A 14,527-nucleotide genomic window follows, 5' to 3' on the forward strand; every position below is an offset into this window, starting at 1 on the left:
GTACAGATTTGTTTTGGTGTTGTAAAACATCAAAGCGAATACCACCCGCAAGTGGTTACATAACCCTTTACGGATGGTTCGGAGAGATGGTATCTACGCATACTTTAACGTCAATGATGCCATTCACGATCGGCGCCAATTTTAACCACCCATGTCGGAGGTTACCCCTTCATCTCCGCGGCGAAGTTGAGCATGCGGTTGAGTGGGATTAACGCTTTTTCGCGCACGTTATCATCAACGTGAATTTCATGCTCTTCGCCACCGTTTTCTAGTGCGTTTTCAATCGCTTTAAGGCCGTTCATGGCCATCCAAGGGCAATGGGCACAGCTTCGACAGGTCGCGCCCGCGCCGGCGGTGGGTGCTTCAACGAGCTCTTTTTCCGGCACCATTTGCTGCATTTTGTAGAAAATGCCTTTGTCGGTGGCCACAATCAGTTTTTTGTTCGGCAAGGTTTGCGCCGCTTTAATCAGCTGACTGGTCGAGCCCACCGCATCGGCCATTTTCACCACGCTCGCTGGGGATTCAGGGTGAACAAGAATCGCGGCGTCGGGGTAAAGGTGTTTCATTTTTTCTAGCGCTTGGGCTGAGAATTCGTCGTGGACCACGCATTCGCCTTGCCATAAGACCATGTCAGCGCCCGTTTCTTTTTCGATATAGGCGCCTAGGTGGCGATCTGGGGCCCAGATAATTGGCTTATCTTGGCTGTCTAGGTGCTCGACAATCTCTAACGCGATGCTTGAGGTGACCACCCAATCGGCACGTGCTTTGACGGCGGCCGAGGTATTGGCATACACCACGACGGTGTGATCTGGGTGTGCGTCACAAAACGCGGTGAATTCATCGGCAGGACAACCTAAGTCTAACGAGCACTCGGCATTAAGCGTTGGCATTAAGACGGTTTTCTCTGGGGTGAGGATTTTAGCGGTCTCCCCCATAAAGCGTACACCGGCCACAATCAGGGTTTTGGCTGGGTGTTGATTGCCAAAACGGGCCATTTCTAACGAGTCGGCCACGCACCCGCCGGTTTCTTCGGCGAGGGCTTGGATCTCTGGGTCCGTGTAATAGTGAGCAACAAGTACCGCGTCTTTTTGTTTTAATAGTTGTTTGATGCGTGCAACGTGTTGTTTTTTCTCTTCGTCACTCAATGCCATCGGTTTCGGCGGAAAGGGATAGACCCTTTGCGACGTTTCAATCACTTGGCTCATGGGATTACTCATGCTTACTTCCAGTCCGGGGCTTCCAGTCCGGGTAGTATAACGCGAGTGGGGGGAGAAACAAATTAGCACGCAGACCGGAAAAGCGCCGTGGCACGGAATCAATACCTTCATCGACGTTAAAATAACGCGTAGATCGGACAAGCGCTGGGACGATGTCAACCTTAAGCCTCGGTGTAACTCGCGCGCCCGTTGCACGGCGCCTCCGACATCAAAGCCAAAAATTAACCCCAATCGTGACAGGCGCCCGTTGGCAATGTGCCCCTATCCAACACCGTATAGGGGCTTGTGTCACCTACGCCAATGGGATCATCGAGGTTAAGTATTAACGCCTTATGTCATCGTTGCCAATGGAACCACCGTTGCCGATGGCACCATCGTCCTACATCGCATTTTTGGCTTGTTTGGCGCTGGTTGAGTCTGGGTAGGTATCAATCACTTGCTGGAAGTATTGATCGGCTTGGTCGCCGTTACCTTGTTTTTGCGCAATCAGGCCGAGTTTGAGCAATGCGTCGGCGCGTTTGTTGGAGTCTTTAAACTTGCTAACTGCCGTAAACTCTTGGTTTGCCTGCTCAAATTCACTTTTAGAAAAATAAAGCTGGCCGAGCCAATAGTGGGCGTTTGCTGTGTATACCGACTCTGGGTATTGTGAAAGGAAAGCGTTAAACGCTTTGGTCGCCCCTTGGTAGTCTTTCTCTTTCAAGATCAGGTTGACGGCAGCTTCATACGCGGCGTTTTCGCTTTTATCATCCGTAAAGCGAACCGCACTTCCCTCTATGGTCTGCTCTTTTTCGTCTTTAGACTTTTCAGGTGTCTGTTTGGTGGTTCTTAGCGTATCAACCTCGCGATAGAGATCGCGTTGGCGTTCTACCATTTGTTTGATGTCGTAGCTGTTACGCTCAACACTGCCACGTAACGTGCTTAGCTCTTGCGCCATTTGATCAAGTTGGCGTTGCATGTCAAGCTGCATTTGGTTGCGCGCTTGTAGCATGCGTTCTAGACGATCAACGGCAGAGCCACCCGCCCCTACTTCTGTCACCGGAGCAGATGTGGCAGCCGCGGGGGCTGCCACACTCACCAGTAACGCCAGCGCGAGGGTTCGCACAGAGTTACTGTTTATTTTCATACTCGTTTCCACTACCTATCGGCTGGATTAGTACACTAATACCGAACGACGGTTTTTGGCGTAAGCGTCTTCGCTTTGGCCAAGTACCAGCGGTTTTTCTTCGCCATAGCTCACGATAGAAATTTGGCTTGCTGGCACACCAAGCGCTTGCAGGTATTTAGACACAGCTTCAGCACGGCGCTCGCCCAGTGCGATGTTGTACTCTGGGGTACCGCGCTCGTCAGCATGGCCTTCAACGACTACTTCCATCGCTGGGTTGTCACGCAGGTAAGTCGCGTGCGCATCCAGCATGTCTTCGTATTGTGGTAGTACTGATGAGTCGTCAAAGTTGAAGTAAACGGTTTGCGACTGACGCAGCTCTTGGTTACGGATTTGTTGCTCAGTCATTGAGCCTTGGCCGTCAACCGGTGATACCACGGTAGTGCCGTTTTGGTTGGTTGATTGACCAGCATCACTGCCGGTTGAGCTATCGTGTGAGCTACACGCAGCCAGAGTTAACATTGGCAGTGCCACCGCCAGACCTTTCAGTACTTTATTGATTTGCATTCTATTTTCCTTTTCTAGAAAGTTAGCGCACGTTGTTTAAAATTAAAAAACTACAGGTAAGGTGACCAGGCTGGTGCACGCACGCGCCCGTTGGTTGCCGGTAACCGCGCTTTAAAGCGGCCGTCGATTGAGACGAGTGACAACACATTCTTACGTCCATATACCGAGCTGTAAATCACCATGCTGCCATTTGGCGCAATACTTGGCGACTCATCCAACAAGGTTTTGGTTAGGATTTGCACCGCCCCGCTGTTTAAGTCTTGTTTTGCAATGTTATAGCCAGACGCGGATTGATTTACCATGATCAAGTGGCGGCCATCAGGAGTCAGTTGCCCTCCCATATTTTGATTGCCTTCCCACGTGATCCGTCGGCTGGTTCCATCATCTAAATTTACGCGATAAATCTGTGGTTTGCCACCCCGGTCCGAGGTGTAGATGAGCGAGTTACCATCGGGATCCCAAAATGGCTCGGTGCTATTGGCACGACCATGGGTAATTTGGGTCAGTTTTTTGCTCTTCAAATCGAAGATATAAAGCTGCAGGCTACCGGTTTTGGACAGCACCATGGCCAGCTTGCTGCCATCGGGCGAGAACTGAGGCGAACCATTGTGACGCGGATAAGACGAAATCTTCTCGCGCTCACCGGTGTAAATATCCATGACAAAGATTTCGGCTTGGCCATTTTCAAAGCTGACATATGCCAGTTGGCGACCATCCGGTGACCACGACGGTGACATCAATGGCTGTTTAGAGCGCAAGATCAAGCGTTCGTTATAGCCATCGTAATCCGATAAGCGCAGTTGGTAGGGGTAGTCGTTCTCTTTATCGATCACCACATAGGCGATACGGGTCAAGAAGGCTCCTTTTTCGCCGGTGAGCTGTTCATACACAATATTGGCAATGCGATGCGAATAACGGCGCAGATCGCTTTCTTTGACCGTGGCGCGGTTGTTCACCAGTAAGTGGTCATCGGTTTGTACCAGCTGGCCATCGGCGCCTAGGCCTTTACTGTCGCCGCCCGTGAGCTGGCCACGCACAATATCAATCAGTTGGTAATCAATTTGGTAACGGCCGTCTGACGTGGGCGTCACGGTGCCAGTGACCACGGCATCCACCCCGAGAGAGGTCCAAGCGTTGTAATCGACATCGGCATCTTTGTAAGGCGTTTGCGGCATGTCACTGACAGATAATGGGTTAAATTTACCGCTGCGACGTAAATCGGATCCCACTACACCGGCAATATCTTCAGGCATCTCGCCTTGCCCTTTCCATTGGAAGGGGATCACGCCAATGGGCCTGGCTGTGTTCACCCCTTCGGTGATCACCAACTTAAGCGCAGCGTGTGCCGGTTGCGTGAGTAACGACAAACAGGCCAACAGCATTACAACGGCGGCAACTTGCCACGTCCGTAAACGATCCTGACGCGTGTTTGTGACATGGTTTGTGCCACCACAGGGGCTCACTTCCATCATGTTTTTTATCCTGTCGGTTAGTTAGGTCGAACGGTTAACTCGATATCACGTAACTTAGCAATAATATCGCCATCGTCTGGCATTGGAAATTGTGATACGGACGCGACCGCGGTTTTTGTTGCCCGACACAATCGCGAGTTGCCCGCTTTTTGTTCCACATTAAGCAATAGGCCGGTAGGTGACAAGCGCATATTGACCACACACTCTTGGCCACTTAAGCCATCATCAACAATCAGTCTTTGTTGGATCATTTGCGTAAAAATGGCGCCGTATCGCGCCACTTCGTCGTCTACAAACTGTCCGCGCGCGCTTTGCCGTTGGCTGGCTTCCGATTCTAGCCCCGAAAACAAATCATTAAGCGCCGCTTCTTGCTCTTGCTGTTGCCGTTTGGCTTCTTGCGCCCGGCGCTCGGCCTCTTTTCTCGCTTGTTCGGCTTCTTTGCGCGCCTGCTCTGCCTCTTTTAACGCTTGCTCTTCGGCTTTGCGCTTTGCCTCAAGCTTGCGTTGGCGTTCAGCTTCGGCTTTGCGTTCAGCCGCCAGTTTTTCTTGCCGCGCTTTCTCCGCTTTTTCTGCCGCCAATTCCGCTTTCCGTTGTTGTTCTAACTTGCGCTGACGCTCGCGTTCGGCTTGTTCCGCCTGTTGTTTAGCAAGGCGTGCTTGTTCTTTGGCCTTGGCTTGCTCTTCGGCAATCCGCTTTTGCTCTTCTCGTGCTTGACGTTCCGCTTCGAGCTTTTTCCGCTTCACGTCGCGAAGGCGCTGTTCTTCTTGCTCGCGTTGTTGCTCAAGGCGTTTCGCTTGCTGCTCTAATCGCTTTAACCGCTCGGCTTCTTCGCGTTTGGCTTGATCGCGCTGCGCGCGAATTTTTTTTGCCTGCGCATTCACCACGGCCGGATCAATCACGGTGGCTTCAATGGAGCGCCCAGCTTTCGGGGTTGGCTTGGCGTCTGAGGTGAAATCTGCCCCCCATAACAGCACAATCACCAACAACACGTGCAGCCCGCCGGAAATGGCAAGCGCTGGCACCAGTGAGTCTTTTTTCTTGCTTTTGGTCGCCTGATCGCGATGGTTTGGCTCGTTCATCATCCTCACCTACGACTCATATGGCTCTGTCATTAAGCCCACCGACGACACGCCGGCTTGGTTTAATGCATCAAGCGTTAGGATGATTTCTGAATAGGGGACGCGGCCATCACCGCCGACTAAGACGGGGGATTTAGGATTAAGCTGAAGTTCGGCTTTCACCCGCACCAAGATTTCTTCTAGGCTTAGCCCTCGGGTCATATCACCATTGTTGACACTGAGCCCGAGCTGGCCGTCTTGGTCTACTTCCACAATGATGAACGCGCCGCTATCTTCTTCTTCCGCCAACTCTGCCGCTGTTTTGGCCTGCGTGGTCTGTGGTAAATCGACATCGACGCCTTGGGTCACAAACGGCGCGGTGACCATAAAGATAATCAGCAATACCAGCATCACGTCAATGTAGGGCACCACATTGATTTCCGCCGTCATTTTGCGTCGTTTTGGTTGATACGCCATGGATTACTCCTGGGTTGCCGCAAACGCTTGACGGTGAAGAATGCTAGAAAATTCTTCCATAAAGTTCATGTAGTTGTGTTCAAGCTTGCTCACTTTGGCTGTCAAACGGTTGTAAGCCATGACGGCAGGGATCGCTGCAAATAGGCCCATGGCTGTCGCGACCAAGGCTTCAGCAATCCCGGGCGCAACCATCGCCAATGTGGCTTGTTTCACCGCACCCAGGGCGATAAAGGCATGCATAATGCCCCACACGGTGCCAAATAGGCCGATGTAGGGGCTAATTGAGCCCACGGTGGCCAAAAACGGTAAGTGGGTTTCAAGTTCTTCAACTTGTTTAGACAGGGAAACACGCATCGCTCGTGACGTGCCTTCCATCACGGCATCAGGCACTTTGTCGTTACTGCGATGCAGGCGGGCAAATTCTTTGAATCCGGCGTAAAAGATTTTCTCGCTACCGGTGAGGTGATCCTTGCGGGCCTGCACTTCTTGAAAGAGTTGCGAGAGATCGATCCCCGACCAGAATCGGTCTTCAAATCGCTCCGCTCGGCTAAAGGCTTGCTGCATCACTTTTGAGCGCTTGATGATCATGGCCCAAGACATCACTGACATACCCAGTAATATCAGCATCACTCCCTTAACAAGCAGGCTTGCTTGTAAAAACAGGTCGAGAATGGAAAGTTCAGCGGTCACGTCATCATCTCCGATTTAATCTGTGTTGGAATCGATTTGGGTTTCATGGTGGTTGGGTCGACACAGGCTATCTTAACCGTTGCCACACACAATGCTTTTTGATCAGAATTCACCAAGTGTTGACAAAACGTCATGCTGGCGCGCCCCATGGCTGACACTGTGGTGACAACATCAAGGGCATCATCCAGCCGTGCACCGCGGTGAAAGTCGATATCCATGTGGCGCACCACAAACGCATAGTGTTCGGCAAACAAGGCCTGTTGATTGACACCGATTTGGCGTAACAGTTCAGTGCGCGCACGCTCAAAGTACTTGAGGTAATTGGCGTGATAAACCACCCCGCCGGCGTCTGTGTCTTCATAATAAACACGTACGGGCCAACGAAACGGCGTTGATTCAGTCATGACTGTATCCATATAGGTTCAGCGATAGGCAATTACTATACCTAAGTTGTCGATGTATAGAAATGCTGAAGCCGCGCAGTCGCTGCATTGGTGGCCCATGACGGGCGCAAGAAGTGATATGCCGCAAAAAACACAAAAAGACTCCGCAGCCAGTGATGAAAAAAGCACCACTTGGGTGCTTTTGTCATTCGTTTGTCACTTTGCGCTTGCTCACCGAGCGTTTGGCTCAACTAGCGTAGCCACATCAAGGCGAGCAAAAGAAGAGACACGCCCCACCCTAATGGCGGCCAAGTAAGCCAGCGGCTCCATTTTCCTTGCGCTGTAAAGCCGACAGCGTGAATCACGCCCAAGCAGGTGGCGTAAAGTAGGCCCACGCCCATGAGGAACGTGACGCCGCCCATGCGCTGCGCGAAGGCTTCAGGCGCCCACATTACTTGGCCCCCCCAGCATAATGCACTGGCCAATGAGAGCAGCCGCCAAAGGCCAGAAAAATCCTGGCCTAACGGAGCGGGTTGGCGATCACTCATTATCGTGATCCATGGCTTCGGTATGCTCCAACCATAACGCATTGATGATCCCGAAGGCGCATGCCAGCAGCACACCGAGAATCCACGTGAAATACCACATATGCAGGCTCCTTACTTAGTACAGTGAATGTTTGTTGTCTTCAATATATTGCGCATCTAAGCGGCCGAACATCTTAATGTAGCACCACAAGGTGTAAGCCAAGATAATCGGCACAAAAATCGCAGCGACGATAGTCATAATCGATAATGTCAGTTCGCTCGAGGTGGCATCCCACATGGTCAAACTATGACTTGGGAAGGTGCTCGATGGCATTACAAAGGGGAACATCGCGATACCCGCGGTCAAAATTACCCCAGCAATAGCCAAGCTCGAGAACAAGAAGGCCCAGCCACCACGTTCAACTCGAGACGCCAGCAGTGCCAATAGTGGCATCACCGCACCGACAATGGGAGCTAACCAAAGGATTGGCATCGCTTGGTAGTTGTGCATCCACGCGCCGCTTTGCACCGCCACCTCTTTCGCCAGTGGGTTAGACGCCGCTTGATTCGCCGCTTCACTGACCACCACAAAGCCTTCCAGGTTTTGTACCCAAAAGCCCGCTGCCACGAACAAGACAGTGGTCAGTAGCGCACACAGTTGCGCCACATTGCGTGCCCGTACATGCAGCGCATCGGTGGTTTTCATTTGCAGCCAGGTTGCCCCTTGCAGCACCACCATAAACAGACTCACAAGGCCACACACCAGTGCGAATGGATTAAGCAGTGCGAAAAAGCCACCGGTGTAGGTTGGGATCAACAGCTCGCTTAACTGAAATGGTACGCCTTGCAGCAAGTTGCCAAAGGCGACACCGAAAATCACAGGCGGTATAAAACCACCGGCAACCAGGCCCCAGTCCCAGGCAGTGCGCCAGCGCTTATCATCAATTTTTGAGCGGTAGTCAAAGCCCATGGGACGGAAAAATAACGCCGCCAGTGTGAGCACCATCGCGATATAAAACCCAGAGAATGATACTGCATAAACCAGCGGCCAGGCAGCGAATAATGCCCCACCCGCGGTGACTAGCCAAACTTGGTTGCCTTCCCAGTGCGGGGCGACTGAGTTAATCATCACCCGCCGTTCACTATCCGTTTTGCCGATCAGGGTGAGCAAGGCGCCCACCCCCATGTCAAAGCCATCGGTGACGGTAAAGCCAATCAGTAGCACCCCAATAAGCGCCCACCAGATCAGCCGTAACATTTCATAATCAAACATGCTATCTCTCCTTATGCTTCAATCTGGCGGCTGAAATCCGCTTCTGGATTGCCTTTTTGTTCAAAGTGGTAGCGGCCGGTTTTGAGGCTACTTGGCCCCAAGCGCGCAAACTTGAACATCAGATAAAGCTCGGCGACGAGAAAGACGGTGTAGAGCGAACAAATCGCCACCATCGAGAAGATGATATCGCCTGCAGCGAGGTTAGAGGCGGCCATATGCACTGGTAAAATCTCACCCACAGCCCAAGGCTGACGACCATATTCGGCAACAAACCAGCCCGCTTCACAGGCAATCCAAGGCAGCGGAATACCAATAAGTGCCAGTTTGAGTAGCCAAGGTTTTTGATCAATACGTTGACGGCAGGTTTGCCAGAAGCTCATGCCAAAGATAAACAGCATCGCAAAGCCACAGGCCACCATGATCCTGAAGCTCCAGAACAACGGTGCCACGTGTGGAATAGAGTCTTGTGCCGCTTGCTGAATTTGCCCTTCGGTGGCATCAACCACTTTATCGGTATAAGGCTTGAGCAGCAGACCATAACCGAGGTCATTTTTCACTTCATTAAAGGCGGCTTTAGTTTCAGACGATGTCTCGCCGGCACGCAATTTTTCTAGCAATGCGTACGCCTGCATCCCGTTACGGATACGGGTTTCGTGCTCAGCAATCAAATCGGTTAAGCCTGTCACTTCTTTATCCAATGAGCGCGTGGCAATGATCCCCATCGCATACGGGATTTTGATCGCATAATCGGTTTGCATGGTGTCTTGATTAGGAAGGCCCACCACGGTGAAGGCTGCTGGCGCTTCCTCGGTTTGCCATTCGGCCTCAATCGCCGCCAATTTGACCTTTTGCACATCGCCCAGCTCATAACCGGATTCATCACCCAGAATAATGACCGAGACGATCGCGGCCATACCAAAGGAGGCAGCAATTGCAAACGAGCGACGTGCGAAGGCGAGATCACGCCCTTTCAGTAGGTAGTAGGCACTGATACCGAGCACGAACATTGCCCCAGTGGTGTAGCCTGCCGCGACGGTGTGAACAAATTTGACTTGTGCTACCGGGTTGAAGACCACATCGGCAAAGCTCACCATTTCCATACGCATGGTTTCGAAGTTGAACTCCGAGCCCACTGGGTTTTGCATCCAGCCGTTTGCGACCAGGATCCAAAGCGCGGAAAAGTTAGAGCCTAACGCCACCAGCCAAGTGGTGACCAAATGCTGACGTTTACTGAGACGATCCCAACCAAAGAAGAATAAGCCCACAAAGGTGGATTCAAGGAAGAAGGCCATCAACCCTTCAATGGCAAGCGGCGCGCCAAAAATATCCCCGACATAGTGGGAATAGTAGGCCCAGTTGGTCCCGAATTGAAACTCCATGGTGAGGCCGGTTGCCACACCGAGCGCAAAGTTAATCCCAAAGAGTTTACCCCAAAACTTGGTCATGTCTTTGTAGATTTGCTTGTCGGTCATCACGTATAACGATTCCATGATGGCCAGCAAAAATGCCAAACCTAGCGTTAGGGGAACAAACAGGAAGTGATACATCGCGGTCAGCGCAAACTGCAGCCGCGATAAATCGACGATATCGGTAATCATGGTCACTCCTTTACACCGCTTTCGGTGCCGATACAGTTGTATCGCTCGTTTTACTTTCTCACCCTGCATGGCCACCAAACCGCTGGCCGGTGCGGGGAAAGCGCTACACTTTCTCAAGTCACTGCTTGCATGTTACACGCTTGAAACACTCAAGTTACTTAATAGTTAAATATATTCTAATTAAGTTATAACTAATATTACAGACGTAACTTATGTGCGTTAATCGCCTTTTCCCGAGTTTGTCGAGTCAGTTGCAAAAACAACAAAGCATCGACATCGAGGTGTAAAATTGTGATTAACCACAAAGAAACCAAGTGATTATTAGCTGTAATTCAAAGCCACATCTCACTCTGGTTGGCTGTAACTGTCAGCAGATGGGAGTAACGATAAGGGGTCACGTGCTACATAACCTTAATCTAGATCAAAAAACCCCATTGATTGGCGGTCAATGGGGCGGTTTTGGTAAAAAATGTCTTGATCTCAGTTAAGCTTTCGGCCGGTTTTTGTCACACCTTGGGCACATCAAAGCCAAAATGCAGATAGGCGCGCTGGCTGGCAATTCGGCCACGCGGGGTGCGTTGTAAATAGCCTTGCTGGATCAGATAAGGCTCAATCACATCTTCAATGGTGTCTTTTTCTTCACCAATCGCCGCGGCCAAGTTATCTAAGCCGACCGGCCCCCCATCGAATTTTTCAATAATGGCGTTGAGCAGTTTGCGATCCATGTAGTCAAACCCTTGGCTGTCAACGTCCAGCATATCCAGTGCGCGCTGGGCGATATCGGGACAGATGTGACCACTGCCTTTTACTTCGGCAAAGTCGCGCACACGGCGGAGTAAACGGTTGGCAATCCGTGGGGTACCACGTGAACGACGCGCCACTTCCTCGGCCCCTTCGTCTTCCATCGACAGCGCCAAGCAATGCGCACTGCGTTTTACAATCCCGGTTAAATCACGCACGTTGTAATATTCCAAACGCTGGGTAATACCAAAACGGTCACGCAGGGGCGATGTCAGTGAGCCTGCACGGGTGGTAGCGCCAATCAGGGTAAACGGTGGCAAGTCAATTTTAATCGAGCGGGCGGCTGGCCCTTCACCAATCATAATATCCAGTTGGTAATCTTCCATGGCGGGATACAAGACTTCTTCCACCACCGGGCTTAGGCGATGAATTTCATCGATAAACAGCACATCATGAGGCTCAAGATTGGTGAGCAAGGCGGCGAGATCACCGGCTTTTTCCAGCACGGGGCCTGAAGTGGTGCGAATGCTAACGTCCATTTCGTTGGCAACAATATTCGCCAGGGTGGTTTTACCTAAACCGGGCGGGCCAAAAATCAACAGGTGATCTAGGGCTTCTTGGCGTTTGCGTGCAGCATGGATAAAAATTTCCATTTGCCCACGCACGTGATCTTGGCCTTGGTAGTCATCTAATAACTTGGGGCGTATCGCGCGGTCAATCACCTCGTCTTCACGATCAGGGGTGGTTTGCGCCGAGATTAAACGATCAGCTTCTATCATGGGTTACACCATCGAGCGCAGCGCGTGACGGATCACATCTTCACTGCTCATGTCATCGGTTGCAATTTGTTTTACCACTTTCTCTGCTTGTGCCGCTTTGTAGCCCAAGGCGACCAGGGCACTCACCGCTTCGTCTGCCGCCGTCGAGACCGTGCTCGGTGCCGGACGAATGGCCGCCCTCTCGCCAGTTGCTGCATCCGTATGCGGCGTAAAGAGATCGAATGCTTCCCAGTTTTTAAGCCGGTCGCGCATTTCAATCACCAAACGTTCCGCCGTTTTCTTCCCTACCCCGGGGATTTTCACCAAGGTAGACACATCGTTATGCTCAACACTGTCGACAAAATGATTGGCCGTCATACCCGATAGAATCGCTAATCCGAGCTTAGGCCCCACGCCATTGGCTTTGATCACTTCACGAAACAACGCACGCTCGCGTTTACCACTAAAGCCATAGAGTAATTGCGCGTCTTCACGGACCACAAAGTGGGTATACACAGTGGCCGTCTCACCCACGTCCGGCAGTTGATATAGACAGTTCATTGGCATGCTCACTTCGTAACCGACGCCGTTCACGTCAATTAAAATCTCCGGCGGCTGCTTTTCTATCAGGGTTCCGTGTAATCGGCCTATCACAATCGATTCTCTGTTTGTTACTTTCCCTCAAGGATAAAGAATAACTGGATGTATATCCAGTCGAATTGACGGAGCGCGGGATACGGAATACGGAAAAGCGTATCGTGCCAGCTCTGGTAGATAAAGTTCCTAGGTCCTAGGAACTGCTTTCTGCTCTCTTCTGTACTCCGTAAGCGAAGCGTTCTGTATTCAAAAATCCCGAATATCGCGTAGGTCGGCATAAGCGCCTTCTCGATCGCGCAAGCTTGCTGTGATTTCCGCCGCGCGCCATCCGACATCGTGGTCAAAATTGGCACCGATCGTGACAGGCGCCCGTTGACAATGTGCTCTTATCCAACATTTTGCTGGGGCTTGTGTCACCTACGCCAATGGGATCATCGAAATTAAATATGACCACTGATATATAAATCGGGCGTAGGTCGGCATAAGCGCCTTCTCGATCGCGCAAGCTTGGTGTGATTTGCGCTGCGCGCCATCCGACATTGGTGGTAAATTTGGCACCGATCGTGACAGGCGCAGTGCAACTGGCGCCCGTTGGCATAGCACATCATTGTTGACATCTTACCGGGGCTTGTGTCACCTACGCCAATGGCACCATCGATGTATAAATTTTGTCATTGTATGCATTCCCACGCAGGAGCGTGGGAACGAGCAATCGTAGCCAATGGGACCACCGATATATAAACCAGGCGTAGGTCGGCATAAGCGCCTTCTCGATCGCGCAAGTTTGGTGTGATTTGCGCTGCGCGCCATCCGACATCAAAGCCAAAGATTAACCCCGATCATGACAGGCGCCCGTTGGCATAGCACATCATTGTTGACATCTTACCGGGGCTTGTGTCACCTCTTCCCCTACTCAGACTGTAGTGGCATAGTGAATTTGGCCACTACAGACTCACTCGCTTTTTTACGCTTTTCCAAATCGGCAAAAAAGGTGTTTGGGAAAGGAATTGGGGAGGACTCACCTTGGCCATCAAAGAGCACAACTACGTCAGTCTGGTTTTTAGGTGAACGAACGACCCACCCGTTTGGATCGGCTCCCTGTTTAGGCGTACAATCATCGTACATATCAACGCACGATTTTGAATAGAATACCCGCACTCTCGGGCCATCAACAATCACCTCCATCGAACCATAGTCACGATCGAGATTTTGGTAATAATTATCCATTGTTTTCATTTTGGCTTCGGCATTATCTGGAATAGGTGCAGATATTCGGTGATATGACTTGAAAGGGTATTCCCATCCTTGAGCCCAGCTCCCCTCAATGTAAGCGGGCGCATCCATGCGTCCACCGGACGAGTGGGCACCCGGATAGCCACTGACGGCCCCCATGGCAAAATTAGCCTTTCCGCCTGATTGGGTGGTGATTACCATTTTTTTTACACCGTGTTCGCCGGAGGTGCTGCCATTCGTAAACCCGACCTCAGCTGTATAAGGTTCAGGCTCACACCCGCTTAAGGGAATCAATAGTAAAAAAGATAAAAGGGCTGTCCATTTAATCATTGCTGAATACCTGACGTTTCGAAAATGCACCCTTGAGAGCACTCACCGCCCCCAGAAAAAAATGGAAAACACGATTAAGCTGGTAAAAATTATGTTACCAAAAAAAGCAATTAACTTATACCACACTCGCCATGACCCAAAAATATCTAGGATGCTTTTTTTCCAGTTATTAATTTCCGACTCTGGAATACGCCAAGCATATTTTAACATTGCTTTTCCAAACCAATAAAACGGGAAGCAGCTTGCAGCAATCCACGATAGGTTACTTTCCATCATCATCCTAGATCTTGTAGAAAATGATTTCGGAGCAGATAGAGAGATTTTCAGTATTAACTCATACTTATTTTTTTTCAATTTCATGGAGAGGTATACAATTGCACCTATCCAAGGAAAGAATGATAATAGCCGAGTTTCCGCACCTAATTTAGGAATAAACCGCTTCGTATAACTGACCCAACAATTTCAGCAATCGTCGTTGATGCTCTCGTACACCGGTAATGAAGC

The 14,527-nt window shown here is 50.9% G+C and carries 15 protein-coding genes; all 15 read right to left on the reverse strand.

The window, feature by feature from the left end; all coding sequences use genetic code 11:
• Positions 1–161 precede the first annotated feature (161 nt).
• Positions 162–1,205, reverse strand: coding sequence for a quinolinate synthase NadA (gene nadA, locus BZJ21_RS13990; RefSeq protein ID WP_077670092.1), 1,044 nt, complete (start codon positions 1,203–1,205; stop codon positions 162–164).
• A gap of 391 nt (positions 1,206–1,596) precedes the next feature.
• Positions 1,597–2,334 (reverse strand): tol-pal system protein YbgF, encoded by a 738-nt coding sequence (gene ybgF / locus BZJ21_RS13995; RefSeq protein WP_077670102.1) that lies wholly within the window; start codon positions 2,332–2,334, stop codon positions 1,597–1,599.
• A gap of 33 nt (positions 2,335–2,367) precedes the next feature.
• Positions 2,368–2,886: a peptidoglycan-associated lipoprotein Pal gene (pal, locus tag BZJ21_RS14000; protein WP_077670093.1), complete on the reverse strand. Its 519-nt coding sequence runs from the start codon at positions 2,884–2,886 to the stop codon at positions 2,368–2,370.
• 50 nt (positions 2,887–2,936) lie between these two features.
• Positions 2,937–4,268, reverse strand: a complete 1,332-nt coding sequence (tolB, locus tag BZJ21_RS14005) for a Tol-Pal system beta propeller repeat protein TolB (RefSeq protein ID WP_077460491.1) — start codon at positions 4,266–4,268, stop codon at positions 2,937–2,939.
• A 107-nt stretch (positions 4,269–4,375) separates the two neighbouring features.
• Positions 4,376–5,437 (reverse strand): cell envelope integrity protein TolA, encoded by a 1,062-nt coding sequence (gene tolA / locus BZJ21_RS14010; RefSeq protein WP_077670094.1) that lies wholly within the window; start codon positions 5,435–5,437, stop codon positions 4,376–4,378.
• A 9-nt stretch (positions 5,438–5,446) separates the two neighbouring features.
• Positions 5,447–5,893 carry a protein TolR gene (gene tolR / locus BZJ21_RS14015; protein ID WP_021024366.1) on the reverse strand — a complete coding sequence of 149 codons (447 nt, stop codon included), beginning with the start codon at positions 5,891–5,893 and terminating at the stop codon, positions 5,447–5,449.
• Positions 5,894–5,896: 3 nt separating this feature from the next.
• Positions 5,897–6,583, reverse strand: coding sequence for a protein TolQ (gene tolQ, locus BZJ21_RS14020; protein ID WP_021024365.1), 687 nt, complete (start codon positions 6,581–6,583; stop codon positions 5,897–5,899).
• Positions 6,580–6,987 (reverse strand): tol-pal system-associated acyl-CoA thioesterase, encoded by a 408-nt coding sequence (gene ybgC / locus BZJ21_RS14025; protein ID WP_077670095.1) that lies wholly within the window; start codon positions 6,985–6,987, stop codon positions 6,580–6,582. The genes tolQ and ybgC overlap by 4 nt, the downstream gene beginning before the upstream one ends.
• 230 nt (positions 6,988–7,217) lie before the next feature.
• Entirely contained in the window at positions 7,218–7,514 is a 297-nt protein-coding gene (locus tag BZJ21_RS14030) for a cyd operon YbgE family protein (protein ID WP_158011321.1), read from the reverse strand.
• Positions 7,507–7,614 (reverse strand): cytochrome bd-I oxidase subunit CydX, encoded by a 108-nt coding sequence (gene cydX / locus BZJ21_RS14035; RefSeq protein WP_021024361.1) that lies wholly within the window; start codon positions 7,612–7,614, stop codon positions 7,507–7,509. The genes BZJ21_RS14030 and cydX overlap by 8 nt, the downstream gene beginning before the upstream one ends.
• Before the next feature lie 15 nt (positions 7,615–7,629).
• Positions 7,630–8,766: a cytochrome d ubiquinol oxidase subunit II gene (gene cydB / locus BZJ21_RS14040; protein ID WP_077460429.1), complete on the reverse strand. Its 1,137-nt coding sequence runs from the start codon at positions 8,764–8,766 to the stop codon at positions 7,630–7,632.
• 11 nt (positions 8,767–8,777) lie between these two features.
• Entirely contained in the window at positions 8,778–10,361 is a 1,584-nt protein-coding gene (gene cydA / locus BZJ21_RS14045; RefSeq protein ID WP_201788228.1) for a cytochrome ubiquinol oxidase subunit I, read from the reverse strand.
• A gap of 509 nt (positions 10,362–10,870) precedes the next feature.
• The gene (gene ruvB / locus BZJ21_RS14050) at positions 10,871–11,884 is read right to left on the reverse strand and encodes a Holliday junction branch migration DNA helicase RuvB (protein ID WP_077661274.1); all 1,014 of its coding nucleotides are present in this window, start codon (positions 11,882–11,884) and stop codon (positions 10,871–10,873) included.
• 3 nt (positions 11,885–11,887) lie between these two features.
• On the reverse strand, positions 11,888–12,517 hold the full coding sequence (gene ruvA / locus BZJ21_RS14055; RefSeq protein ID WP_077670097.1) for a Holliday junction branch migration protein RuvA: 630 nt from the start codon (positions 12,515–12,517) through the stop codon (positions 11,888–11,890).
• A gap of 852 nt (positions 12,518–13,369) precedes the next feature.
• The gene (locus tag BZJ21_RS14070) at positions 13,370–14,023 is read right to left on the reverse strand and encodes a hypothetical protein (protein WP_077670100.1); all 654 of its coding nucleotides are present in this window, start codon (positions 14,021–14,023) and stop codon (positions 13,370–13,372) included.
• Between the last annotated feature and the right edge of the window lie 504 nt (positions 14,024–14,527).

The organism is Salinivibrio costicola subsp. alcaliphilus, from assembly GCF_001996185.1.
GTDB classification, from domain to species: Bacteria; Pseudomonadota; Gammaproteobacteria; order Enterobacterales; family Vibrionaceae; genus Salinivibrio; species Salinivibrio costicola.